This is a genomic window from Catellatospora paridis, from assembly GCF_009720365.1.
GTDB classification, from domain to species: Bacteria; Actinomycetota; Actinomycetes; order Mycobacteriales; family Micromonosporaceae; genus Catellatospora; species Catellatospora paridis.
The window spans coordinates 134,770-158,082 of the sequence record NZ_ML769321.1 but is presented as its reverse complement, the minus strand read 5'-3'; the positions used below and the strand labels follow the sequence as shown (position 1 = coordinate 158,082).

General features: G+C 71.4%; 22 protein-coding genes. 9 read left to right on the top strand and 13 right to left on the bottom strand.

Annotation, left to right across the window (positions count from 1 at the left end; translation table 11 throughout):
* Window positions 1-84 precede the first annotated feature (84 nt).
* Both F9C41_RS24380 and F9C41_RS24375 read right to left on the bottom strand, forming a co-directional pair.
* Window positions 85-300, bottom strand: a complete 216-nt coding sequence (locus F9C41_RS24380) for a TIR domain-containing protein (protein ID WP_155389165.1) — start codon at window positions 298-300, stop codon at window positions 85-87.
* 77 nt (window positions 301-377) lie between these two features.
* Window positions 378-1,049 carry an acetoacetate decarboxylase family protein gene (locus F9C41_RS24375; protein ID WP_155389164.1) on the bottom strand — a complete coding sequence of 224 codons (672 nt, stop codon included), beginning with the start codon at window positions 1,047-1,049 and terminating at the stop codon, window positions 378-380.
* A gap of 232 nt (window positions 1,050-1,281) precedes the next feature.
* Here F9C41_RS24375 and F9C41_RS24370 point away from each other — a divergent pair, with 232 nt between their 5' ends.
* Entirely contained in the window at window positions 1,282-1,773 is a 492-nt protein-coding gene (locus F9C41_RS24370; protein WP_155389163.1) for a hemerythrin domain-containing protein, read from the top strand.
* 71 nt (window positions 1,774-1,844) lie between these two features.
* Window positions 1,845-2,744 (top strand): aminotransferase class IV, encoded by a 900-nt coding sequence (locus F9C41_RS24365; protein WP_155389162.1) that lies wholly within the window; start codon window positions 1,845-1,847, stop codon window positions 2,742-2,744.
* Between the two features lie 77 nt (window positions 2,745-2,821).
* On the opposite strand, the gene F9C41_RS24360 is transcribed toward F9C41_RS24365, so the two are convergent.
* On the bottom strand, window positions 2,822-3,538 hold the full coding sequence (locus tag F9C41_RS24360) for a sulfotransferase-like domain-containing protein (protein ID WP_155389161.1): 717 nt from the start codon (window positions 3,536-3,538) through the stop codon (window positions 2,822-2,824).
* Window positions 3,539-3,896: 358 nt separating this feature from the next.
* Between F9C41_RS24360 and F9C41_RS24355 the strand changes: the two genes are divergently transcribed.
* Both F9C41_RS24355 and F9C41_RS24350 read left to right on the top strand, forming a co-directional pair.
* Window positions 3,897-6,245 (top strand): DUF11 domain-containing protein, encoded by a 2,349-nt coding sequence (locus F9C41_RS24355; protein WP_230689966.1) that lies wholly within the window; start codon window positions 3,897-3,899, stop codon window positions 6,243-6,245.
* Between the two features lie 329 nt (window positions 6,246-6,574).
* Complete coding sequence (locus tag F9C41_RS24350) at window positions 6,575-7,096, top strand: GNAT family N-acetyltransferase (RefSeq protein WP_155389159.1); 522 nt, start codon at window positions 6,575-6,577, stop codon at window positions 7,094-7,096.
* Between the two features lie 79 nt (window positions 7,097-7,175).
* Here F9C41_RS24350 and F9C41_RS24345 read toward each other — a convergent pair whose 3' ends face one another.
* The 8 genes from F9C41_RS24345 to F9C41_RS24310 all read right to left on the bottom strand — a co-directional run bounded on the left by F9C41_RS24345 (window position 7,176) and on the right by F9C41_RS24310 (window position 17,676).
* On the bottom strand, window positions 7,176-9,533 hold the full coding sequence (locus tag F9C41_RS24345) for a cellulose binding domain-containing protein (RefSeq protein WP_230689964.1): 2,358 nt from the start codon (window positions 9,531-9,533) through the stop codon (window positions 7,176-7,178).
* 149 nt (window positions 9,534-9,682) lie between these two features.
* Window positions 9,683-11,017 (bottom strand): aldehyde dehydrogenase family protein, encoded by a 1,335-nt coding sequence (locus F9C41_RS24340; protein ID WP_269058969.1) that lies wholly within the window; start codon window positions 11,015-11,017, stop codon window positions 9,683-9,685.
* 55 nt (window positions 11,018-11,072) lie between these two features.
* Entirely contained in the window at window positions 11,073-12,188 is a 1,116-nt protein-coding gene (locus F9C41_RS24335; RefSeq protein ID WP_155389157.1) for a hypothetical protein, read from the bottom strand.
* Window positions 12,182-13,489, bottom strand: coding sequence for a glucarate dehydratase family protein (locus F9C41_RS24330; RefSeq protein ID WP_155389156.1), 1,308 nt, complete (start codon window positions 13,487-13,489; stop codon window positions 12,182-12,184). The genes F9C41_RS24335 and F9C41_RS24330 overlap by 7 nt, the downstream gene beginning before the upstream one ends.
* Before the next feature lie 28 nt (window positions 13,490-13,517).
* Window positions 13,518-14,441, bottom strand: a complete 924-nt coding sequence (locus F9C41_RS24325) for a 5-dehydro-4-deoxyglucarate dehydratase (protein ID WP_155389155.1) — start codon at window positions 14,439-14,441, stop codon at window positions 13,518-13,520.
* Between the two features lie 46 nt (window positions 14,442-14,487).
* Window positions 14,488-15,339 carry a carbohydrate ABC transporter permease gene (locus tag F9C41_RS24320; RefSeq protein ID WP_155389154.1) on the bottom strand — a complete coding sequence of 284 codons (852 nt, stop codon included), beginning with the start codon at window positions 15,337-15,339 and terminating at the stop codon, window positions 14,488-14,490.
* The gene (locus F9C41_RS24315; protein ID WP_155389153.1) at window positions 15,339-16,316 is read right to left on the bottom strand and encodes a carbohydrate ABC transporter permease; all 978 of its coding nucleotides are present in this window, start codon (window positions 16,314-16,316) and stop codon (window positions 15,339-15,341) included. The genes F9C41_RS24320 and F9C41_RS24315 overlap by 1 nt, the downstream gene beginning before the upstream one ends.
* 28 nt (window positions 16,317-16,344) lie before the next feature.
* On the bottom strand, window positions 16,345-17,676 hold the full coding sequence (locus F9C41_RS24310) for a sugar ABC transporter substrate-binding protein (protein WP_155389152.1): 1,332 nt from the start codon (window positions 17,674-17,676) through the stop codon (window positions 16,345-16,347).
* Window positions 17,677-17,803: 127 nt separating this feature from the next.
* Between F9C41_RS24310 and F9C41_RS24305 the strand changes: the two genes are divergently transcribed.
* Genes F9C41_RS24305 through F9C41_RS24295 form a run of 3 tightly spaced genes read left to right on the top strand, consistent with a single transcriptional unit; the run spans window position 17,804 to window position 19,832 of the window.
* Window positions 17,804-18,583: an IclR family transcriptional regulator gene (locus tag F9C41_RS24305; protein WP_155389151.1), complete on the top strand. Its 780-nt coding sequence runs from the start codon at window positions 17,804-17,806 to the stop codon at window positions 18,581-18,583.
* Window positions 18,580-19,023, top strand: a complete 444-nt coding sequence (locus tag F9C41_RS24300; protein WP_155389150.1) for a DUF4440 domain-containing protein — start codon at window positions 18,580-18,582, stop codon at window positions 19,021-19,023. Before F9C41_RS24305 ends, F9C41_RS24300 begins: the two co-directional genes overlap by 4 nt.
* 56 nt (window positions 19,024-19,079) lie before the next feature.
* Window positions 19,080-19,832 (top strand): class I SAM-dependent DNA methyltransferase, encoded by a 753-nt coding sequence (locus F9C41_RS24295; protein WP_155389149.1) that lies wholly within the window; start codon window positions 19,080-19,082, stop codon window positions 19,830-19,832.
* A 114-nt stretch (window positions 19,833-19,946) separates the two neighbouring features.
* Here the strand turns inward: F9C41_RS24295 and F9C41_RS24290 are convergent, their stop codons facing one another.
* The gene (locus F9C41_RS24290) at window positions 19,947-20,762 is read right to left on the bottom strand and encodes an NAD-dependent epimerase/dehydratase family protein (protein WP_155389148.1); all 816 of its coding nucleotides are present in this window, start codon (window positions 20,760-20,762) and stop codon (window positions 19,947-19,949) included.
* A 97-nt stretch (window positions 20,763-20,859) separates the two neighbouring features.
* Between F9C41_RS24290 and F9C41_RS24285 the strand changes: the two genes are divergently transcribed.
* Window positions 20,860-21,519: a ThuA domain-containing protein gene (locus F9C41_RS24285; protein ID WP_155389147.1), complete on the top strand. Its 660-nt coding sequence runs from the start codon at window positions 20,860-20,862 to the stop codon at window positions 21,517-21,519.
* A 42-nt stretch (window positions 21,520-21,561) separates the two neighbouring features.
* Here F9C41_RS24285 and F9C41_RS24280 read toward each other — a convergent pair whose 3' ends face one another.
* Window positions 21,562-21,732, bottom strand: coding sequence for a hypothetical protein (locus F9C41_RS24280; RefSeq protein ID WP_170212912.1), 171 nt, complete (start codon window positions 21,730-21,732; stop codon window positions 21,562-21,564).
* Between the two features lie 228 nt (window positions 21,733-21,960).
* On the opposite strand from F9C41_RS24280, the gene F9C41_RS24275 reads away from it, so the two are divergent.
* Window positions 21,961-23,226 (top strand): AI-2E family transporter, encoded by a 1,266-nt coding sequence (locus F9C41_RS24275; protein WP_155389145.1) that lies wholly within the window; start codon window positions 21,961-21,963, stop codon window positions 23,224-23,226.
* Window positions 23,227-23,313 lie beyond the last annotated feature (87 nt).

Sequence of the window (23,313 nt, the reverse complement as noted above, 5' to 3'; positions counted from 1 at the left end):
CGGGAACGGTGCGGACACTCACCTCACGGCCGGCGGCGTCCACCGCGGTGAGGCGGAACACACCCGTCCGGTCCACTTGGAACGTCACCCGCAGCTGCGGCACCCCAGCGGCAGGAACGCCCCGCTGCCCGCCGAACACCCGGCAAGCTGTGACCGGGTGTAGGTGGACCACCAGCCGTCGGTCATCGGCTGGGTGTCGTACACGATGGACAGTCCGGACGCGATGAGGTCGGCGGCCAGGCGGCGGACGTAGGACACGTCGTGTTCACGGCTGAAACTGATGAACACCGGCCCACTCATGCGCGCATCGTAGCCGGACCGCACCGCTCCGCAGCTGCGTTCGCGAGGACGACTGCGGCGGTCGGACCGTCGGTGTCTCAGTCCAATACGGTCTCGCCGCCCGGGTAGGCGAAGGAGGCCCGCGGGGCGTAGAAACCCCAGGTGATCTCAAGCGGGTCGGCCGGGCGCAGCGCGTACACGGAATGGGTCGGGTCGAGGAATTCCAGCTTCTCGACCTCGAAGTCGGCGACCGGCTCGGAGATGAACGGGTAGTTGCCCGCGACGAACCTGCCGCCGACCTCGGTGAGGTAGCGCAGCTGGCCACGGGCGGTCTCGCCGAGCTTGTGCCCGACCCGCACGGTGGTCCGGATGACCGGCACGCCGTCGGAGGTCGTGGTCGCGATCAGCTTCTTGCCGTGGATCTCGATGGTGGTGGTGCCCACGGTGGCGGGCACGCCCCGGGCAGAGGCGTATTCGCGCACCACTGCGCTGGAGTTGAAGTAGTGGGTCCACCAGCGGCCGGGGGTGACACCGTCGGGCGCGTACGCGTCCTCCAGGTCGGGGCCGATGTAGGTCAGCGAGTACGCGCCGAAGCCGGAGGTCTGTTCCGGGGCGTCGACGACGTACTGGTTCATGAAGACCTGGCGGTTGGCCATGGGCTTCAGGCCCGCCGGGACCAGTGCCGCGACCGCGTCGGGGTCGGCGGGCACCCAGCCGAAGTAGAGCATCCGGCTGTTGACGACGAGCTGAGGGGCTGCGAGCTGGGACATCGAGAACTCTCCTGGACGTTGCTGTGGGTAGCCAGAACGCTACGAGCAGCCGTCGCGGGCCGACAATCGAATATCGACCTTTGTCTTCTTGTCGATAGTACGCAGTTGGCGTTCGTCACAGTCCGGCCGCTTGCGGGGTCTCCCCCGGCCATGATCGGATGGTCGGAGCATCGCGTGCCGGTGGCGGACTGCGCCAGGCATGGAGGTGTGGCATCGAAGGGTCCGCCTGTTCATGGCCTCCCCCCACGGCGACCGCACCGTCGCCTTCAGCCTGCAGCTCGCGCGGGCGCATCAGGAACTACGCCGCCGGGTCCGCGAGATCAGGGCGGGCATCGGAAACCGCACCCTGCCCGACGACGTCCTCGTCCACCACTGCCTGGCCTTCTGCACGGCGCTGACCGAGCATCACCGCGGTGAGGACGACGGCATGTTCGCCGACGTGCTGCGTGCCCGACCCGATCTCGCCCCGACGGTCGCCAAGCTCGTCGAGGACCACGGGTGGATCACGTCGATCCTGTCCCGCGTCGGCAGGCTCGCCGCGCAGGCCGCCGAGTCGCCCGGCGCGGACCTGGAGGCGATCGGCCGCGAGCTCGACGGCCTCACAGCGATCATGGACTCGCACTTCAACTTCGAGGAGCGCGTGCTCAGCGAGGCGCTGGACCGGACGACGCCCGACACCGGCTGGTCCGACCCCGTGTTCCGGTTCCGCGGCGGCACCGGCTGACCTCCGCCCCGGGCTTCGGGCCACCGGCTGCCCATGATCTCCTAAGACGTCCGCACCGTGAGGGGATCGCCATGCTTCAGCGCTACGACCAGCGCAACGCCGACCTGAAGTACTGGGTCAACGGCGTGCTGCGCCACCGCGACGAGCCGGGGATCTCCCCGTTCGACTCCGTCGTGCAGGGCGGCGACGCGGTGTGGGAGGGCCTGCGGCTCTACCAGGGCCGGATCTTCGCCCTCGACGCGCACCTGGCGCGGCTGCGCCGTTCGGCCGCCGCGCTCGGCTTCACCGCCGTCCCCTCCGACGAGGAGATCACCGCCGCGCTGACCGCGACCCTGCGGGCCAACGAGATGACCGACGGCGTGCACGTACGGCTCACGCTGACCCGCGGGGTGAAGGTCACCAGCGGCATGGACCCGCGGCTCAACCAGTCCGGGTGCACGCTGATCGTGCTCGCCGAGCACAAGTCCCCGGTGTACGACACCGGCGGCCTGAAGCTGGCCACCTCCAGCGTGCGGCGGCCCGGCCCGGACGTGCTCGACCCGAAGATCCACCACAACAACCTGATCAACTCCATCCTGGCGAAGATGGAGGCCACCCTCGCCGGGGCCGACGACGCGCTGATGCTCGACGGGCGCGGCTTCGTCGCCGAGACCAACGCCACGCACCTGTTCGCGGTGGTGCGCGGGCAGCTGGCCACCCCGCGGACCGTCGCCTGCCCCGAGGGCGTCACCCGGGAGACCGTGCTGGCCCTGGCCGCCGACGCGGGCATCGACGTCGAGGTGCGGGACATCTCGCTGGCCGAGATGTACTCCGCCGACGAGGTGTTCTGCACCGGCACCATGGGCGAGATCGCGGGTGTGGTGCAGATCGACGGGCGCACCATCGGCGGCGGCGCGATCGGCCCGGCCACCAAGCGGCTTGCCGACATCTACCTCGCGCACGCGCGCACGTCGGGTACACCGGTCGTCTGAGCCGCACCACACCGGGCTGCCCGGTCCTGGTCCGGCCGGGCACCTGGCGGTCGGCCCTGTCGCGGACCGGCCGGTCCTCACGCCGCAGCGGTCAGCCGGTGCGCGTGCAGCTCGTCGTAGTAGGGCCGGGCCGCGTCGACCAGGTGGCGCAGACGGTCGGGCACCATGGCCGGGGACGGGTCGTAGGCGGCGAAACCGGTCGACGACTCCACATTGGCGTACCAGTGGGGCGCCCATACGCCGTCGGTGTCGCGCGGGCCGGACGGCCAGCTCAGCATCGCGGGGTCCCAGCCGATGCCCAGCGCCGCGCACAGCTTCGCCAGCACCCCGGCCGGGTCCCGGAGCAGGTCCGCGGCGTCGACCACGGGGCCGCCGTACGCCGCGAAGATCTCGGCCTGCTGGGTGAAGCCCAGGTCGGCCAGGGTCGGCTCGCCGCGGACCTTCGCGTACGACGCGACGACGTGCGCCGGGTCGCGGATGAGGTACGCGTTGGCCAGCTCGCCCAGCCAGTCCCGGCCGATGTCGGGCAGCAGGTGATGGGTCATGTGCTTCTGGTAGTACACCTCGACGCCGGCCGGCAGCGGGCCGGTCAGCGCGGCGGCCACGTCCTGCCAGCGCCGGGGCTGGCTGGCCAGGATCTCGGCGCGGCCCGGGTGGTCCAGGCCGGTGACGTCGAGGTAGTGCGCGTACAGCGGCTCGTCCACGACCAGCGTGTCCGCCCGCGCACCGAAACTGCGCATGAGCGCCGTCGACACGTTGCGCGGCCCCGACCACATCGCCACCCGAGTCACCATCACGCCTCCTCGTTTCCGTGACGCAGCGTACCCGCCGATGATCACCAGCGGGTGGACGGCGCCACGCCGGACACGACACCCGAACCGGTGAAGAGCGTGCCCATTCATGATCTCATTCATCAATCCATACATTTAACCGGGTTACGGTCGGCGTCCACTACCTGGCGCACCGTGACGGGCCACCGCCCGCACGCACGCCACGGCTCCCGTCGAGAGAGGCGTCACCGTGCGACGATCACAAGTCGGTACCCGGCCCATCCTGCTCCTGGCCGCTGCCCTAGCCTTGACCTTTGCGCCGCCCGCGGTGATGGCTTCGGCCGATCCGCCGCCGCTTGCACCGGGCACATTGGCCAAATCGGTGCAGAACGTCACCGATCCCGGCTCGAACCCGGCCGACCACGGCGACGTCGTCAACTGGGTCATGTCCTACGACGACCCCGGCGCGGGCGGCTCGGTGACCGTCACCGACCCGATCGGCTCGGGCCAGGCGCTGGTCCCCGGATCGCTGCGGGTGCCGCCGGACTGGGTGAAGTCCTGGTCAACCGACGGAACGACGTTCTCGACCACCGAGCCGGGCTCCGGCACGGTCGCGGTCCGCGCCACCAACCCCGACCTGCAGCCCGGCGGCACCAGCCTGACCCGGCTGCTGCTGCCCCCGGTGCAGCCCACCACCACCGCGACCGGCGGCGACGGCTTCACGCCGGTGCTCTACCGGTCGGCCAACGGCGCGGTCGAGTCGTGGAACGTCTACCACCACCTCGTGACAGCCGCACCGAAGGTCGTCTGCATCAACCTGCTGACCGCCCAGCCCTGCGCGGGCGGGCCCTGGCCGCGGCCGTTGAACAGCACCCCCGGTCCACTCGGCACCGGCAACACGGGCGACCTGGGCAGCCCGATGGCCCCGCAGTTCGCCTTCGACCCGCAGCGGCCGGGCGTCGTCTACTTCCCCGCCCACACCGCCGCCGCGCTCGGCGTCGCCTGCCTCGACCTGGACGCCCGCGCCAACTGCGGCTTCTTCCCGCTCACCCCGACCGGCGGCTCCCCGTCGGCCAGCAACAACATCGCCGGACTGGCCTACACCAACGGCAACCTGTACGCCGCGTCCACCAACGGATCGGTGCTCTGCCTGACGATGTCCACCCGGACGCCGTGCGCCGGGCAGCCGTACACCGGGATCGTCGCGCCGCACAGCGACACCTCCCCCAACACCGCCACGCAGTACTTCGGCTCCACCACGCTGGCCGGCGGAAAGATCTTCATCTCCTCATCGCCGACCAGTGGCGCGAAGCTCGCCTGCTTCGACCCGGCCACCAACAGCGCCTGTACCGGCTGGGCCGCCCCGAAGGCAGCCGGTCCGGCGGGCCTGATCACCTACGGGGTGTTCACCACGTACACCACCAGCGGTGACGAGGAGGGCGTCTGCGTGCCCCCGGCGGGCGGCGTCTACCAGCTGCACTGCTACACGATCGCGGGCGCCACCCTGACCCCGCCCGCGTTCCCGGCGATGCCCAACGGCGTGCTGACCTTCAACCCGAAGGTGATCACCGGCCCCGACGGACACCTGCGCAGCTACTTTCCGTTCTGGGGCGGGCCGATCCTCGGCGCGACCGGCTGCTGGGACTGGAACACCGACGCGGCCTGCGTCGGCATGGCCTTCCCGAAGACCCACCCGGGTGTCGGCGGCAGCGGCAACACCCGTGACTACGGCTACGACTACGACCAAGCCGGCGAGTGCCTGCTCGGGCTCGGCGACGCGGGTCTGCTGTTCTCCATGGACCCGATCACCGGCGCGTCGCCCTGCTTCCGCGCCGGGGCGTCGCTCACCCTGACCACGCCCGACTTCTACTGCGACGGCGCGTCCGGGCACATCACCGGCTACCAGGACGCGCGCCTGGTCGACATCGACATCACCAACATCGACCTGGCCAACTCCGCCGCGACCATCAGCAAGCCGGACAACACGGTGATCGCGACCCTGCCGTTCGCGCCTGACGGCAGCGTCGACCTGTCCGGCATCTCGCCGAGCACGCATCCGGCCCTGGTCATCGAGGCCAGCCTGCGGCTGCTCAACGTCGACGACTTCGGCGGCGGCAACCAGCCGCACCTGGTCGCGGGCTTCGACGGCGACCCGCCGCAGATCTGCTTCCAGACCAAGCTGAGCAGCGACTGCGGCGTGTACTCCGTGTCCAACACCGCCACCGGCACCGACGCCGGGGGCGCGCTCACCTCCAACACCGTCCAGCAGCCCATCAACCCGGGCCAGGCCTGCCAGCCGAACATCTCGGTCAACAAGGAGATCTGCAAGGACAGCCGGGCCTCGCGGTGCGGGCCGGGCGGCGTCGGACCCTGGGGCAAGACCAGCCCGGCCGGGCTGCTCGGGATCCTCGGCACGGCGTACTGGCGGATCACGGTGACCAACTCCGGCCCGGTCGACGCGGTCGGGGTGACCGTGAACGACTCGGTCGCGCCGGGCTGCGTCACCGCGGCGGGCACGTTCACCGTGGCCGCGGGGGCGAGCAAGCAGATCCACTGCTCGACGTTCCTACTGCTGCTGCCGCTGACCAACACGGCCGGCGTCAACTACAGCGCGGCCGGTGCGCCGCCGGGCACCCCGCCGAGCACGTCGGGCACGTCGTCGGCGACGGCCTGCTCGCTGCTGTGCATCCTCGGCTCTCCGGACCGGGCCGCGGAACTGCGCGCCCGGTGACCGGGCAGCTCTCCGCCGGTGGTCCCCCGGCGGAGAGCATGGGAAACACGAGCTGAAGGCAGTAGTCGCGGCACCCCCCGCGGGGTGCCGCGACTACTTTGTGACGCAGGTCACGAAGGCAGGTGAGGAGGCACTTCAGCACGCCGGGGTGCGCCGTCCCGCATGCCGCCACCCGGCCGCCCTGAGGCCGTCGAGGACCCTTCTCCAACGGGCGCTCGTAGTCCCCCAAACAGAACAGACCAACCGAGCCCGGAGACGACCCGTGGACGTGATCCACAGTGGAGACGACGGGGTCGCCGGAGGTCCGGACCGTGGCTACGGTGGCCCGCATGCCAACTCTGATAGCGCCCACCACCAGGCTGTATGCCGCCTTCCAAGACTGCCGTGACGACTGGGGGCCCGGTCTGCACGAGGACGGCTTCGGCATCGGCCCCGAAGACGACCTGGACTCCCCCGACGGCTTCGCCGACTGGGTGGGCCGCCGCAACCGGCTCGACCACGGTGCCGGAGACCCCTGCCCCGACGAGCGGCACGCCTCCTGCCGGTGGATCGTCGAGGACGGCCAGGTGCTCGGCGGCATTGCCCTGCGGCACCGGCAGGACGACAACCTCGGCCAGATCGGCTACGGCGTACGCCCGTCGGCCCGCCGCCGCGGCCTGGCGAGCTGGGCCCTGGGCGAGATGCTCGGTGAAGCCCGCACTGTCCTCGGCCTGAAGCGGGTGCTCATCCCCTGCCTGGAGGACAACGTCGCCTCGGCCCGCACCATCGAGAGCCAGGGCGGCGTGTTCCAGGGCATCCTCGACACCGGACAGGTCCGGGTCCGCCGCTACTGGATCACCTTCGACAGGTGACCCGCCCACCCGCCATGCGGGGTTGGAAGGGCACCTTCTTATACGCGGAGCGATAAGAAGGTGCCCTTCCTTCGTGCTGTCAGCGGGCGCTTATGTTGAGGGGGAGGCCGGTGCCGGCGGCGTTGAAGCCGAAGTCCTCCTCCTGGCCGGGGGCTATGTCGCCGTTGTAGGAGACGTTGCCGAACTTGTGGTGCTGGGCGGTCGAGGTGCGGGTGGAGCTCCAGGAGCTGCTGACCGTCGTGCCGGTGGGCAGATCGAACTCGACGGTCCAGCTCGTCGTCGCGGTGGCGCAGTTGTTCTTGATGAACACGTCCATGCCGTAGCCGCTGCTCCATGACGAGGTCTGCACGGTGCGCACGGTGAGGCACCCGGCGGGAGCCGACGGCGACGGACTCGGCGACCGGGACGGCGAGACCGACGGCGACGGCACGGTCGACGGCGAGGCCGACGGGGAGGCCGGGGCGGACGGGCTCGGCGAGGCGGCCGTCGGGGACGGGCTCGGCGCGCCGGTCAGCGACTTGAGGAACAGCGAGGCGGCCGTGTCGGTGCGGGTGGCGTCGACGCCATGGCCGCCGGTGTAGTCGAGCTGTTCACGGCCCGCCCAGTCCGGGATCGGGGTGCCGGCGGAGTCGAGGTGCTTCCATCCCGTGCCGTTCCAGCCGAACTGGTAGATGCGCTGGTGGTCGGCGTAGTACGGGGTGTAGGCCGCGCCCGCGGTGACCTGCTTGGACATCGTGTTGTTGAAGAAGACGTTGCGCGGGCCGGAGGAGCCGGACCACTTGACCGCCTTCTTGCCCGCGGCCCACCAGATCGGGAACCAGGTCGAGGCGTCGGTGCCGCCGCCGCCCTCCTCGCCGCAGTTGGCGGTGCAGCTCGCGGAGCGGTGCTGGTACGGCACCGTGACCGTGTTGAGCTCGATGAGGTTGTTGCGCTCCCAGCCGCCGTGCAGGTTGATGTCGGAGTCGAAGTCGTTGCCGATGACGACGTTGCCCGACGACGACCACTGGAACGTGAAGTGGCGCAGGTTGCGCGAGGTGTTGCCGGCGTACAGCGAGTCCCAGACGCGCGAGCCGCGGAAGTATCCGTTGCCGCCCTTGCCCTTGTTCCAGGACCCGTCCAGGGAGTTGCCGACGATCTGCAGGTGGTACGCCTCCTCGGTGACGATCGGGTGCGACCCGGTCATCTGCGCGCTGATACCGCGCACCCACGAGTTGGCGGCCCACTTGAACACGATGCCGTGCATCTCGTCGGCCGGGGACATGTTGCCGTAGTTGTGCACCGCGTCGGCGGCGTTCAGGCCGGGCATGTCCTGGGTGAGGGCGAAGTTCTCGAAGCCGACACCGAGCACCGGGTCCACCAGCGGGGCCGCCTTGGAGTCGTAGACGGCGCCGTCGATCGCGGCGCTGCCGTCGGAGGTCGAGGTGACCGGGACGTCGTACTCCAGGGGCTTGTCGAGGGTGAGGGTGCGGTTGGCGCTGTCGACGGCGGTGATGGTGAAGATCTGCTGTCGCATGTGAATGTTCTGCAGGGTGCCGTCGGCCGGGGTCACGTCCTGCTGGGCGTAGAAGTTCAGCGAGTTCGCGGCGCGGATGTTGACCAGCCCGCCGACCGTGAACGCGCTCAGCGAGCCGCTGGTCGCCAGGTGCACCACGGTGTCGCCGATGCGGGCGGCGAAGCCGGTGTCGCCGGTCTTGCCGCGCAGCTTGAGCCCGGCCTTCCAGTGCACGTTGACGGTGCCCTCGAACAGGTCCTTGCGATTGGCCGGCGCGGCGGCGTACTCGCTCGCGTAGCTGGAGTGCACGCCGCGCGACTGCACCCGGAACAGGCCGCGGCCGGGCCAGATCCAGCCGCCCTTGGCCGAGCCCGAGGTCATGCCGTCCTCGTCCCAGTCCGAGCCGTCGTCGGTGAGCGCGTCATAGCGGGTGTTCGCGTCGGGCCGGAACACCAGTTTCGTGCCGCCGGTGCCGCTGCCCGCGCCCCGGATGATCAGGTAGTCGGCGTCGACGGCGAGCTGCCGGGACACGTTGAGCGTGCCGGCGGGCAGGGTGATCAGGGAGAGCTTGGTGTAGCTCGCGCCCGGGGAGCAGCCGGTGCGCACGGCGTCGATGGCGGCCTGCAGGCCGGTGGAGTCGTCGACGCCGTCGTTCGGGGTGACGGCGTAGGTCGCGGCCAGCTCGGCGGGGGTGATCTGGCAGGCGGCGTCGGGGTTGGTCTCGCTCGCGCCGGGCAGGTTCGCGCCGCCGCGGTAGCCGGCCTTGGACCAGTCGTAGAGACCGGCGATCGGGGCCCGCCGGTTGGCGGCGGACAGGTCGAGGGTGGTCAGCGCGGCGACCGGGGTCGGCACCGGGCGGTCGGGCACCGCCATGAGCAGCCCTGTGGTGAGCAGGGCCGCGGTGACACCGGCCAGCAGCGGGGTGGGGACGGATCGTCGAGACATCAGGTGCCTCCGGGGATGGGGGTCTCCAATGGACTCCTGTGATCGAACAGTTTGCTGACATGTATCCAGCAGGTCAATAGGCAACCACAAATTGACACGGCGTCCACATACATGGACGCCGTGGATCTTACAGGTATATGTATTCGCAGCTAGGGCAGCAGTTCCACCGGCAACCCCTGCAGCGCCACGGGACGGCGGAATCGCTCGACCGCCTCCGTGCCGACCGAGGTGGACCACGACGCCGACGTCGCCGGCCACGGCCCGCCGTGCTGCATGGCGTCGCAGACCGCGACACCGGTGGGCACGCCGTTCCAGACGATGCGCCCGGCCCGCGTCAACAGACCCGGCAGCAGCGAGCGGGCAGCCTCGCGGTCACCTTCGTCGGCGAAGACCGACGCTGTCAGCGAGCCCTCCAAACGCGACGGCACGTCCTCGGCCGCCCCGACGGCGATCACCACCGAAGGCCCGAAGTGCTCCTCCAGCAGCTCCCCCGCCAGGTCGTCGACGTCCACGACCACCGCGAACGGCGCGGGCGAGCCCGCCCCCGCGACGACCCGATGCGCCGCCGACGCGTGCGCCTGCCACGTCTCGTGCGCCTGCGCCATGCCCGCGGTCAGCATCCGGTGCACCGGCACGGCCGCGACCGCGTTCGCCAGCTCCTCGGCGAACGCCGCGGACCCCGTCACGACCAGGCCCGGCTTGGTGCACAGCTGTCCCGCGGAGCCGGTGACCGCGGCGGCCAGCGCCGACACGGTCGCCGGGACGGCCGCGCCGGGCAGCACCAGCACCGGGTTGAGCGAACCCATCTCCGCGTAGACCGGGATCGGGTCGGGCCGGGCCGCGGCCGCGTCCATCAGCGCCCGGCCGCCGGTCAGCGAGCCGGTGAAGCCGACCGCCCGGATCCCGGCCGCCCGCACCAGTTCGAGCGACACCTCCGGCCCGCCCGCTACCAGCGAGAACGCACCGTCGGGCAGGGCGCGGGCGAGGATCTGCCCGAGCAGCTCGCCGGTGCGCGGCTGCGCCGGGTGTGCCTTGACGACCACCGGGCACCCGGCGGCCAGCGCCGACGCCGTGTCGCCACCGCTCACGCCGAACGCGAGCGGGAAGTTCGACGCGGCGAACACCGCGACCGGGCCGACCGGGACGGGCACGGTCACCACGTCACCGCCGCCCGCGGCGACCCCGGCGGACACCCGCCGCCACGGCTTGGCCGCGTGGTCGCCGAGCAGCCGCAGCTGACCGGTGGTGCGGTCCAGCTCGCCGCGCAGCCGGGCCATGGTCAGCCCGGTCTCCTCCAGCGCGGTCGCGACGATCTCGCCGCCCGCCGCGGCGAGCGCGTCCGCGCACGCGTGCAACATGGTGCGGCGCAGCTCGCCGCTGAGCGAGGCCAGGTGCGGTGCGGCCGCCACGGCCCGTGACACCGCGGTGGACACGTTCATGTGTTCTCCTTGCCGTCGCCGGCCGCCGTCGGCGGCCGGCGAGATCGTCGGTTCCAGTGACCGCGGCCGCGCTGCCGGAGCGGCGCGGCCGCGGGTGCGGTCAGGAGCGGAACTCCTTGGTCAGGGCGGCCAGCAGCGGCTGGTGCGCGGCGGAGGCGAGGCCGAGGTGGTACAGGCTGAGCCGGGTCGCCCCGGCCTCGCGCAACCGGGCCACGTGCGTGGACAGCCGGTCGGGCTGTGCCGGCGGCAGCACGGTCACGTAGGCGTCCACGATGACACGTCCGGCCAGTGCCGACACCAGGTCGGCCGTCGCCGGGTCGGTGGGCCAGCACGGCACCAGGACCCGGTCCACCAGTGGCAGCACCTGCGGGGCGAGGCCCGGTGACGGGCCGGCCGCCCACGAGTCCGGGTGGCCGTGCAGGGTCACCGGCGCGACCGGGGCGTGCCGGCGCACCTCGGCCAGCACCTCGCCCAGCATCGTCGCGGTGGCCTCCTGCCGGGCCGCGAGCAGCGCCGCAGCCGTCTGCTCGGGCAGCTGGGTCTCGGTGCGGACCGCCTCGCACAAGGCTGCGACGACCTGGTCCGGGTCCAGCCCCCGCGCGGCCCAGGCCGCGGTGCAGGCGGTGCAGCAGCAAATGCTCAGCACCCGCTGGACCAGCGGGGAGTACGCCCCGTCGGTCTTCTCGTGGCAGCCGATGTGCGCCACACCCATCTGCCCGCACGACTCCAGCGACACCCCGTCGACGGGCAGGTCCCGCAGCGCCTCGCCCGCGAGCGTCACGCAGTGCTCACGCACCTCTGCCTGCGCCGGGCACAGCGCATACGGGTACCGCTCGCCGAAGCAGTTGAGCACAGTCAGGTCGGGGTTCAGCAGGCCGAGCCGGGTGTCATGCGCCAGCACGATCCAGGCGTTGACGGGTATGCCCGCTGCGCGCAGCACCGCCGCGGCCTCCCCCGCCGCGTCGGCTGTGCCGGTCCAGTCCGGCGCCTGCGGCACGAGCCGCCGACCGGCCCAGGCCTGCTCGCGTACGGGCCGGTAGAGCGCGGCATGGCGGGCGTCGACGAAGCGCCGCGACGGGTGCAGCGGCGTGGCCGCGCGCGTGGAGTGGTACGACACGGCCAGGGTCACCGCGTCCGCGCCGGTCTGCGCGAACCGGTCGACGATGCCGTCGTCGTCGAGCACGTCCCACGGGAACGCGTGCACGCTGATCACCATCGGGGCCTCCGCTTGGTGTAGCCGGGCTCGAAGATCCGCCGGTATGCCGTGTCGTCGCGTTCGCGGATCGCGCAGCGCAGGAAGTTCTCGTGCAGCCGGGCGAGCGCGTCGCGGTCCAGGCTGACGCCGAGTCCCGGCCCGTCGGGCAGCGCCACCGCGCCGCCGACGATCGGCAGTGGACGCTCCAGCACGTCGAGGCCGCACTGCCAGGGCGTGTGCGTGTCCGCGGCGTACGTCAGCTCGGGCAGCGCCGCGCCGAGCTGCGTCATCGCGGCCAGGCTGATGCCGAGGTGGCTGTTGGAGTGCATGGACACCCCGACGCCCCAGGTGCGGCAGATCGCGGCGAGTTCGGCGCTGCGGCGCAGCCCGCCCCAGTAGTGGTGGTCGGCGAGCACCACCCCGACCGCGCCCTGGGTGAACCCGGGCGCGATGTCGTCGGGGCTGACCACGCACATGTTGGTTGCCAACGGCATCGGGGCCTGCGCCGCAACGGCGGCCATGCCGGGGATGCCCGGGGTCGGATCCTCCAGGTATTCCAGCAGCCCGTCGGTCTCCTCGGCGACGCGCAGCGACGTCTCGACGCTCCAGGCCGCGTTCGGGTCCAGGCGCAGCGGCAGGCCGGGGAACGCCTCGCGCAGCGCCCTGATCGCGGCGATCTCCTCGTCGGGCGGGAACACCCCGCCCTTGAGCTTGATCGAGCCGAAGCCGTACTGGTCGATCAACTGGTGGGCCTGGGCGACGATCCCGGCCGGGTCGATCGCCTCCGGGTACGGGTCGTCGACCGGCGGCAGCGCGCCGACCAGCGACGCCGGGCCGTCGGCGGGCGGGTGGGCGGCCCACTTGTAGAACAGGTACGCCGAGAACGGCACCCGGTCGCGGACCGCCCCGCCGAGCAGGTCGGCCACCGGCCGCCCGGTCAGGTGCCCCTGCAAGTCCAGACACGCCACCTCGAACGGGCTGAACACCCGCAGCGCGGTCTTCTGCGGGCTGGAGCCGCCGGTCAGGCCGTGCCGGTCGGGCGAGTCCGTGCCGTCCAGCGCCCGGCACACCCGCCGCCACAGCCCGTTGGTGTCGAACGGGTCCAGCCCGACCAGGGTCGCCCCGGCGCTGCGCAGCAGCTCCAGGTGCGGAGCGTCGCCGTAGGTCTCGCCCAGCCCGATCAGCCCGTCGCCGCAGCGCAGTTCCACGATCGCGCGCAACGCCCACGGCTGGTGCACCCCGGCCGAGTTGAGTATCGGCGGGTCCGGGAACGCCACCGGCGTGATGACGACCTCGCGGATCCTGATGTCGGTGCTTTTCATGCCGCCTCCCCGTTGTGCCGGACGCGAATCATGCTGTCACCTGCGCCAGGGCGGCACGGCCCCGCGCGATGATGGCCTTCAGCTCGGCCAGGTGCTCGGGCGACAGGTCGACCAGCGGCGGGCGTACCGGCCCGACCTCCAGCCCGTCGAGCCGCGCCCCGGCCTTGACCAGCGCGACGGCGTATCCCGGCACCCGGTCGCGCAGCGCGACCAGCGGCAGGTAGAACTCCGCCAGCAGCCGGGACACGGCCGCCTTCTCCCCCGCGCGGACCGCGCGGTAGAACGCGGTGGCGATGTCGGGCGCGAAGCAGAGCACCGCCGAGGAGTAGCTCTCCACGCCGATCGCCTCGTACGCCTGCACCGACATCTCGGCCGTAGGCAGGCCGTTGAGGAAGCCGAACTCCTGCGCGCGCGGGTGCCCGGACTGGCGTACGGCGGTGACCAGGCGCAGCATCGCGTCGACGTCGCCGCGGCCGTCCTTGATGCCGACGACGGTCGGGATGTCCAGCAGTGCGACCGCGGCGGCGGTGTCGAGCACGGCGTTGGCCCGCTGGTACACGGTGATCGGCAGCGCGGTCGCCGACGCCACGTAGCGCACGTGCTCGACCAGCCCGGCCGGCGTCGAGGTGACCAGGTACGGCGGGAGCAGCAGCAGGCCGTTCGCGCCGCACTCGGCGGCGATCTGCGCGAACTCGCGGGCGGCCTGCGGGCCCCCGCCGCAGCCGGCGAAGATCGGCAGCCGCCCGTCGGCCACCCGCACGGCGGTGGCGACGACGTCGCGGTACTCGTCGGCGCTCAGCGCCGTGAACTCGCCGGTGCCGCAGGCCACGAACAGCGCGCTGGGCGCGGCCGCGATCTGGCGTTCGACGTGCTCGGCGAAGACGGTGAGGTCCACCTTGTCGTCGCTGGTGAACGGGGTGAGCGGGAACGAGAGCAGCCCCTGCAGGCGCATGGTGGATCTCCTCGGTAGTGGCTGAGCAGACTTACGGGTGGCGGCGTCAGCCCTTGACGGCGCCGGAGGTGAGGCCGCGCATGAACTGGCGTTGCATGGCGAGGAAGGCCAGCACGCTGGGCAGCAGCGCGAGCAGCGAGGCGGCCAGCAGCACGCCGACGCCCACCTCCTCGTCGGAGCGCAGCGTGCGCAGAGCCAGCGGGAGGGTGAACTGCTGCGCGTCGGTGGCGACGAGCAGCGGGAGCAGGTACTGATCCCAGATCATGGTGAAGCCGAAGATGCCGATCACGCCGAGCGCCGGGCGGCACAGCGGCAGCACCACCGACCAGAACACGCGCAGGTCACCGGCCCCGTCGAGGCGGGCCGCCTCCTCCAGCTCGACCGGGATCTCCTTCATGAACTCGGTCATCACCAGGATGGAGAACGCCCACGCGCCGACCGGCACGATCATCCCGAGCAGTGAGCCGGTGAGGTTGACCTCGGACAGCACCAGCGACAGCGGGATCGCCAGCACCTCCTCGGGCAGCATCATCGTGCTGAGGATGAGCAGGAACACCAGCTTCATCAGCGGGAACTTCTTACGCGCCAGCGAGTACGCGGCGGACACGCTCACCGCGATCTGCAGCAGCAGCCCGCCGCCCACCACGATGAACGAGTTCGCGAGGTAACCCAGCACGCCGCGATCGAAGGCGCGGGTGAAGTTGTCGAGCGTGAACTCGCCCGAGGTCAGCGACAGCGACGTCGGGTCGGGCACCCGGGTGAACGCGCCGACCATCAGTGCCAGCAGCGGCCCGGCGAAGATCGCGACGACGATCGTGTACACCACGACCTTGGCCACGACCGCGACCGGCCCGCGGCGGCCGCTGAACCCGAGCGCGCTGTCGAATCCGGACGCCATCACGCCACCTGCCGCGACGAGCGGGCCTGCACGGCGCGGACCACGACGGTGAGCAGCACGGTCGCCGCCAGCAGCAGCATCGACCCGGCGGCGGCGATGCCGAGTTCACCGCGTTCCAGACCCAGCTTGTAGATCAACGTCATCATCACTTCGGTCGCTCCGTTGGGGCCGCCGTTGGTGAGCAGGAAGATCTCGGTGAACACGCGCAGGCCGCGGATCGCGGCGAGGGTGAACAGGATGGCGAAGACCGGGCGCAGCGCCGGGAACGTGACGTGCCAGATCCGGCGGAAGACGTTCGCGCCGTCGACCGCGGCCGCCTCGTAGAGGTTGCGGTCGACCCCGGCCAGCCCGGCCAGGAAGATCATCATGTCGTACGGCGCACCGCGCCAGACGCCCACCGCCATCACCGACAGCAGGGAGCTGTCCTCGCCGTTCAGGAACTGCGAAGGCCCCGCCCCGAACCAGCCCAGGATGGAGTTGACGGCGCCGTCGGGCGCGGGGAAGTAGAGGATGCGCCACACCTCGGCGACCACGGCCATCGCGGCGACCGTCGGCAGGAAGGCCGCAGTGCGTACCACCCACAGGTGTCTGGCCGAGCCCTCCAGCAACAGCGCCAGGCCCATGCCGAGCACAATCGCGCCGCCGGTCTGGCCGACCGCGAGCACAATGGTGTGGCCGATCGCGGCGAGGAAGTCCTCATCGGTGAGCATCTGCCGGTAGTTGTCCAGGCCCACCCAGCGGTCGCCGAGGTAGGGCCGGACCTCGTACAGGCTCATCTTCACGGCCTGCGCCATCGGCCAGAACTTGAACATCGCGAAGATGACCAGCGCCGGGGCGAGGAACAGCCACGGGATCAGTGCGGCCTTGACGTTGAAGCGTCCGGCGCGTCTGGCGCGGGCCGGCGGCGGGGCGGACTGCCCGGGCCGCCGGCCGGGGCGCACGGCGGTCGCCGTGGCCCCGGAACCGGTGGCCTGCATCAGTCGCTCCAGCTCACGATGCCGACGCTCATGCGCCGGCCTTCTGCTTCTTGAGTTCCTCACTGAACTTCGCGGCCAGCTTGGCCAGCTCCGCCTTGGGATCGGAGGAGCAGTTCGCGACGATCGCGTTCAGGCTCTCCGAGGACGCGGTGCGGAACGGGGTCCACTCGGGCACCACCGGCGCGTACTTGCCGGCCTCCTTGTAGACCTTGTCGAACACCAGCCAGCGGGTGTCCTGGCGCACCTTGGCCAGGTCGACGTTCTTGTTCACGGGCAGCCGGACCACGTTGCCGTCGGTGTCACCGGCCATGCCGATGGTCTGGCCCTGCTCGGTGATCAGGAACTCGGCGAACTTCTCCTGCCCGGCCGGGTTGGCCGAGCCGGCCATGAGGTAGACGTTCTCCCCCTCGGCCAGCGACGCGGACTTGCCGCCGGGACCGGCCGGCAGTGCCACGACCTCGTACTTGTCCTTGCCGAGATTCTTGTCGAAGCGCGCCATGTTGTACGGGCCGGTGAAGTAGATGCCGCCCTTGCCCGCCTCGAACAGCGGGTGCGCCTGCGTGGTCTCCGAGGTCACCGCGCCGGGCACGACGCTCTTCGCGCCGCAGAACTGGTCCTTGAGCCACTGCACCGCGGCCACCGAGGCGTCGGAGCCGATCGCCGGGGTGAGGCTGCCCGCCGTGCCGGAGAAGTAGTCGGCGCCCGCGGCCCACAGGAAGCTGGAGAAGTACCAGTCCAGGTAGCCGCGCTTGGTGGAGCCGGGGATGACGTAGCCGTAGGTGTCGGCCTTGCCGTTGCCGTCGGGATCCTTCGTGGTGAAGGCGGTGGCCAGCGCGTCCAGCTCGGTCCAGCTCGTGGGCTGCGCCGCGCCGACCTTCTCGCGCCAGTCCTTGCGGATGAACAGCGCGAACGACTGCGCCGAGAAGGGCACCGCGTAGATCTTGCCGTCGGCGCCGCGGGCGGCGTCCCAGGAGGCCGGGGTGAGCTGGTCGCCGCCGGCGATGTCGCCCTGGTTCACGTCGCGGACCAGGCCCTGCTTGACCAGCGTGCCCAGCTGCGCGGTGTCGTTGACGACGATGTCGGGCAGCTTCTTCTGGGCCGCGGCCTGCTGCAGCTTGGTTTCGAAGTCCTCGAACAGGGCCGTCACCTTGGCCGGGATGCCGGTAGCCTCGGTGAACTTCGCCGCGAGCGCCTGGTGGGTCTTCTCGGTGTTCGAGCCTGGGGGCTTGCGCACCCAGATCTCCAGCGGAGCCTTGCTGTCTGCCGCCGGCGGGGTGTCTTCACCACAGCCGGCCGCGGTCGCTACTGCGAACACGGCCGCCAGCGCCGCCACGAGCCTGGTCGCTTTTCGACTGAGCATCGGACGCTGCCTCCTGTCTACATATGTGGACGGATTCTTCTTATCTGCAAGTGGTGCAACGACAAGTTAGCGTCCGGTACTATGACCGTCAACACTCCCGAAACAATTCGCGTGGACGGTGGGACCCATGAGCTCAACCCAGCCCGACAGCTCGCTGGTGAAGTCAGCCGAGCGCACGGTCCGCATCCTGGAGACGCTGGCGGCCTCACCCGTCCGGCTGAGCATCTCCGACCTGCAGGAGATCATGGGATACCCGCGTAGCAGCCTGCATGCCCTGGTCCGCACCCTGCGCGAGCTCAAATGGGTCGAGGCCGACGACAGCGGCTCGCTGTTCGGCGTCGGCCCGCACGCCCTGCTGTCCGGCACCGCCTACCTCGACCGCGATCCGGCGCTCCCGCACGTCTACGAGGCCCTCGAAGACCTGCGCTCGGAGATCGGCTACACCGTGCACTACGCGCGCCGCGACGACGGCCACGTCCTCTACCTGGGCAGCCGCGAGTCGCGCGACGCCGTGCGGGTCGTCTCCCGGGTCGGCCGCCGCCTGCCCGCGCACATCACCGCGCTGGGCCAGGCGCTGCTGGCCGAGCTGACCCCGGTCGAGGTCGACAAGATCCTGCCCGACGAGCTGATCGGCTTCACCAGCCACTCGATCACCGACCGCGACGTGCTGCACGAGGAGCTGACCCGGGTCCGCGACCGCGGCTGGGCACACGAGCACGAACAGGGCACCGATGGCGTGGCCTGCGTCGCGGCCGCCGTGCACTACCGCATCCCGGCCACCGACGCGATCAGCTGCTCCATGCCCGCCGACCTGGCCACCGACGCCGAAGTCGCACGCGTGGCCGCGGCCGTGGTGCGCGCCGCGACGGCACTGGCCGCCACCCTGCGCCGCCACGGCATCCGGTGACCGGCCGGGACGCCGCCGACCGGGCGGCGATCGAGGACATCGTGCACATGTTCTTCGCCGCGTTCACCTCCGGCCCGGACAGCACCGCGCGGCTCGACGCGCTCCGGCAGCTGTTCCTGCCCGGCGCGGTGATCGTGAAGACCTGCGGCGGCGAACCGACCATGTACGACGTCGACGGCTTCATCGCACCCCGGCAGGCCCTGCTGGCAGGCGGCACGCTGACCGGCTTCCGGGAGTGGGCGCTGCCGGGACGCACCGAGGTGTTCGGCCACATCGCCCAGCACTTCTGCGCCTACGCCAAGGCCGGCGCGCAGCACGGCGCCGCCTTCACCGGCCGGGGCATGAAGACGATGCAGTTCGTCCGGACCTCCGCCGGGTGGCGGATCAGTGCCGCCGCCTGGGACGACGAGCGAGACGGCCTGGTCGTCGCCGACAACTGAACGGGCTCTTCGTAAACCGGTGGCGGGCCGGCATCGAGGCAGGCAGGCTCGCGCACATGACGAGTAGTGATCTGTGGGACGAGGACGCAGCAGCGCGGTACGACGACACCTCGGCCGAGATGTTCGCACCCCACGTGCTCGATCCCGCGGTGGACTTCCTCGCCCGGCTGGCCGGTGCCGGCCCGGCGTTGGAGTTCGCGATCGGCACCGGTCGGGTGGCCGTCCCGCTCTCGGCCCGGGGCGTCCGCGTCAGCGGTATCGAGCTGTCGCAGCCGATGGTCGACCACCTGCGCCGCAAGGTGTCCGAGGAAGAGCTGCCGGTCGTCGTCGGCGACATGGCGACCGCCACCGTGCCCGGCGAGTTCTCGCTGGTGTACGTGGCGTGGAACAGCATCGGCAACCTGCGCACCCAGGACGAGCAGGTGCGCTGCTTCCAGAACGCCGCACGGCACCTCGCGCCGGGCGGCCGCTTCGTCATCGAGCTGTGGGTGCCGGGCATCCGCCGGTTCCCGCCGGGACAGTCCGCGGTGCCGTTCGCGGTGACCGACCGGCACGTCGGCTTCGACACCTACGACATGGTCACCCAGCAGGGCACCTCGCACCACTACCGGCGGCTCGACGACGGCAGCACCCGGTACGGCTGCAGCAACTTCCGCTACATCTGGCCGGCCGAGTGCGATCTGATGGCCCGGCTGGCCGGCCTGGTGCTCGAACAGCGGGTGGCGGACTGGGCACAGGCGCCGTTCACGTCCGACAGCGAGAGCCACATCTCGGTCTGGCGCAAGCCGACGGACACCGCCGACAGCTGACGGCGCCGTCGGGCGTCCCGACCTCCCGCAAGATCCGCGAACTTGCCTGGCATGTGTGCGTATGCGCGGTCAAGATACGCACACATGCCAGGCAGGTCGAATGATCTGGACGGGTCAGTAGCTGACGCCGAGGGGGACGTCGCACCACTGGCCGCCGAGGCGGGTCAGCACCGGGTCGGCCGCGAAGTCGGGCTCGCCGTGCTTGGCGATCAGCGCCTCGGCGAACACCTCGGCGTCGTCCTGCGGGAAGTAGCCGATCGCCTCGCCCTCGGCCAGCGAGAACCAGCGGCGGGTGTTGCGGCTGATCCCCCACACGATCCGGAAGCCCGGCGACGGCACGGACAGGCACGCCTCGATCAGCCGTACGCCGTCGTCAGGCGAGAGCCACAGCGCCAGTCCGCGCAGGCCGGGCGGCGTCGGGAACCACAGCCCTATGCGCAGGCAGATCACGTCCATGCCGAACCGGTCGGCGTAGAGCTGCCCGCACGCCTCCATGGCGACCTTGCTCCAGCCGTACAGCGTGTCCGGCCGGCCGGGCAGGTCGGCCGGGGCGGGTTCCTCGCCACGGGGGTGGAAGCCGGCGGCGTGGTTCGACGACGCGAGCACGACCCGGCTCACCCCGGCCGCTCGCGCGGCTTCGAACAGCAGGTACGTGCCGTACATGTTGGACTCGATGACGTCGCGCACGTCGGACTCGCGGCTCTGACCGCCCAGGTGCACCACCGCGTCGACGTCGCGCATGGCCTCGGCGAGCACGTCGGGATCGGTCACCGAACCGATCATGATCTCCTCACGGGAGCCGTCCACCCCGGGCAGCACCGCGGGTTCGCGGATGTCGAGCAGGCGCAGCACGAGGTCCGGCCGCGCCAGGCCCGTACGCAGCAGCGTCGCCACCTTGCCGGCGCCACCAGTGATCAAGATACGTCGCATGGCGAGCAGCATAGCCAGCATTCCAGTGCCCTGCCAAGATGGCGCTTGCAGTCCACATATGTAGACATGATCCGTGCGCGCGGCTACGCTGACCGCCATGCGTAGCGCGTTGATCGTCCGCGGTGGTGCCGGGTTCCACGACCCGGTCGGCACCACCGACAGCTTCCTGCCGTTCCTGGCAGCGCAGGGATTCGCCGTCGACACCGCCGACGACCTGGCCGTATACGACGACGCCGAGCTGCTCGCCGCCACTGACCTGATCGTCAACTGCTGGACCGCGGGCGGCGACGGGCTCACCCCCGGCCGCGCCCGCAACCTCGACGCCGCGGTGCGCGCGGGCACCGGTCTCGCAGGCTGGCACGGGGGCATCGTCGCCGCGTTCACCGAACGCCGCTACCAATGGCTCACCGGCGGCTGGTTCACCTGCCACCCGGGCGGCTTCGTCCCGCACACGCTGACGGTGCGGCCGGAAAAGGCAGGGCATCCGATCGTCGCGGGAATCAGCACCGTCGCGCTGAACACCGAGCGCTACTGGATGCTCGCCGACCCGCTCAACGACGTCCTGGCCACCATCACGTTCGACGTCGAGGACGGCGAACCCTGGGACGAACCGGTGACGCATCCGGCGGTGTACACCCGGCAGTGGGGTCTGGGCCGGATCTTCGTCTCGACGATCGGGCACCACCTGCCCGACCTCGACATCCCCGAGATCCGCACGCTCACCGAGCGCGGGCTGCGCTGGGCCGCTCGCTCCTGACCCGCATGAGGTCGAGCGGCCTGCCCGTGGTCTCGCTGCGGATCAGGCGCCCGTGTGGGCGTTGCCGGCGGCCGGCACTGCGAACGGATCGAGCACGACCGGGCGGGGCTCGGCCGCGTCGCGGGTGTCGGTCCGGGGCTCCTCCGGTGCGCTGAAGACCAGCGTGGCCGGCGGGTTGGGCCGGTCGGGACGGTTCACGGATGCAGCGGACACACATGCTCCAAGTGGATCAACAGCTGGGGGCAGGGCCCGAAATCCGGGGCACCTGCCGACGACGGTACCCGGGATGTGCGACAGATAACAGCCGGTAACGGAAACCATCGGACAGCGGGTTGCCGTTTGCCGATCGTCGCCGAGGGTAACCGGGGGATCAGCCGGTCACCCTCCCCTCGTGCCGGGCGGCCGTCGCCGATCCCCCGCACCGCTGCCCGGAGGTCCCCCATGTCCCTTTCTGAACCCGCCGTCACTCCGGCTCCCCCGTCGACCGAGGCAGCACGGTGGCGGGCCAGCCTGCGCGCCGCCCGCGAGCGCCTGGAGTCGGCCCGCTCCGTGCCACCGCTGCTGCTGCCCGACACCGTGGACGCCCCGGACAGCGAGGACGACCCGCACCGGAACCCCGACCTCGCCGTCGCGTACTGGCTGCGGGTGTCGGCCGCGTGGGGCTGGCGGCTGCTGGTGCTCGCCGGGGTCGGCTGGGTGGTGCTGACGCTGGCCGGACGGCTCGCCCAGGTGCTGGTGCCGCTGTCCATCGCACTGCTGCTGGCGGCGCTGCTCGCGCCGATGGTGCGCATCCTGCGCGAGCGGCTGCGGCTGCCCGCCTCGCTGGCCACCGCGATCGTCCTGTTCGGCGGGGTGCTGCTGACGGTGGGTTTTCTGACCCTGCTGGTCACGCAGCTCGTCGACGGCATGCCCGGCTTGGCCGAGAACGCCTCCGCCGGTTTGCAGCAGGTCCGTGAGTGGCTGCGTACCGGCCCGCTGCACCTGTCCACCCGCCAGCTCGACGGCACGTTCGACGCGGCCGGCACCTGGGTGAGCGACAACCGGCAGAACCTCACCAGCGGCCTGTTCGCCACGGCCGGTGCCGGATTCGAGGTGCTCATCACCGCGATGCTGGTCATCGTCGTGACGTTCTTCTTCCTGCGCGACGGGCATCGGCTCTGGCACCTGGCGACGTTCGCCCTGCCGCGCCGCGCGCGCCGTCCCGTGCTGGAGGCCGGCGGTGCCGGGTGGCTGACCCTGGTGGCGTACGTGCGCGCCACGGTGATCGTGGCGTTCATCGACGCGGTCGGCATCGGCCTGGCCCTGGTGCTGCTGCGGGTCGAGTTCGCGTTCGTGCTGGCGGCGCTGGTGTTCCTGTCCTCGTTCATCCCCATCGTCGGGGCGACTGTGTCCGGGGCGGTGGCGGTGCTCGTGGCGCTCGTCGACCAGGGCCCGCTCACCGCGCTGATCGTGCTCGCCGCGGTGATCCTGGTGCAGCAGTTGGAGGGCCACGTGCTGCAGCCGCTGATCATGGGCCGCGCGGTGGCGATCCACCCGCTGGCCGTGATCGTGGCGCTGGCCGCGGGCATCGCTATCGCGGGGATCATCGGAGCGCTGATCGCGGTGCCGATCGTCGCCGTGCTCAACACGGCGCTGCGCCACCTGATGCACCGCGAGCCGCCCCGCGCGCCGGACGCCGTCGTGGTCAGCGCCGACCCGACACCCTGAACAGGCCGCGGCGGGCAGGACGCCAGAGTCCTGCCCGCCGCGGGCGCCCGGCCCGGGGCCCCCGGGTGGACCAGCCCGCGGGGGGCA

What these genes read in the sequence shown, in the direction of transcription:
- F9C41_RS24380 (WP_155389165.1), bottom strand. Translation starts at nt 300, where the DNA reads ATGAGTGGGCCGGTGTTCATCAGTTTCAGCCGTGAACACGACGTGTCC.
- F9C41_RS24375 (WP_155389164.1), bottom strand. Translation starts at nt 1,049, where the DNA reads ATGTCCCAGCTCGCAGCCCCTCAGCTCGTCGTCAACAGCCGGATGCTC.
- F9C41_RS24370 (WP_155389163.1), top strand. Translation starts at nt 1,282, where the DNA reads ATGGCCTCCCCCCACGGCGACCGCACCGTCGCCTTCAGCCTGCAGCTC.
- F9C41_RS24365 (WP_155389162.1), top strand. Translation starts at nt 1,845, where the DNA reads ATGCTTCAGCGCTACGACCAGCGCAACGCCGACCTGAAGTACTGGGTC.
- F9C41_RS24360 (WP_155389161.1), bottom strand. Translation starts at nt 3,538, where the DNA reads ATGGTGACTCGGGTGGCGATGTGGTCGGGGCCGCGCAACGTGTCGACG.
- F9C41_RS24350 (WP_155389159.1), top strand. Translation starts at nt 6,575, where the DNA reads ATGCCAACTCTGATAGCGCCCACCACCAGGCTGTATGCCGCCTTCCAA.
- F9C41_RS24345 (WP_230689964.1), bottom strand. Translation starts at nt 9,533, where the DNA reads ATGTCTCGACGATCCGTCCCCACCCCGCTGCTGGCCGGTGTCACCGCG.
- F9C41_RS24335 (WP_155389157.1), bottom strand. Translation starts at nt 12,188, where the DNA reads ATGGTGATCAGCGTGCACGCGTTCCCGTGGGACGTGCTCGACGACGAC.
- F9C41_RS24330 (WP_155389156.1), bottom strand. Translation starts at nt 13,489, where the DNA reads ATGAAAAGCACCGACATCAGGATCCGCGAGGTCGTCATCACGCCGGTG.
- F9C41_RS24325 (WP_155389155.1), bottom strand. Translation starts at nt 14,441, where the DNA reads ATGCGCCTGCAGGGGCTGCTCTCGTTCCCGCTCACCCCGTTCACCAGC.
- F9C41_RS24320 (WP_155389154.1), bottom strand. Translation starts at nt 15,339, where the DNA reads ATGGCGTCCGGATTCGACAGCGCGCTCGGGTTCAGCGGCCGCCGCGGG.
- F9C41_RS24315 (WP_155389153.1), bottom strand. Translation starts at nt 16,316, where the DNA reads ATGCAGGCCACCGGTTCCGGGGCCACGGCGACCGCCGTGCGCCCCGGC.
- F9C41_RS24310 (WP_155389152.1), bottom strand. Translation starts at nt 17,676, where the DNA reads ATGCTCAGTCGAAAAGCGACCAGGCTCGTGGCGGCGCTGGCGGCCGTG.
- F9C41_RS24305 (WP_155389151.1), top strand. Translation starts at nt 17,804, where the DNA reads ATGAGCTCAACCCAGCCCGACAGCTCGCTGGTGAAGTCAGCCGAGCGC.
- F9C41_RS24295 (WP_155389149.1), top strand. Translation starts at nt 19,080, where the DNA reads ATGACGAGTAGTGATCTGTGGGACGAGGACGCAGCAGCGCGGTACGAC.
- F9C41_RS24290 (WP_155389148.1), bottom strand. Translation starts at nt 20,762, where the DNA reads ATGCGACGTATCTTGATCACTGGTGGCGCCGGCAAGGTGGCGACGCTG.
- F9C41_RS24285 (WP_155389147.1), top strand. Translation starts at nt 20,860, where the DNA reads ATGCGTAGCGCGTTGATCGTCCGCGGTGGTGCCGGGTTCCACGACCCG.
- F9C41_RS24275 (WP_155389145.1), top strand. Translation starts at nt 21,961, where the DNA reads ATGTCCCTTTCTGAACCCGCCGTCACTCCGGCTCCCCCGTCGACCGAG.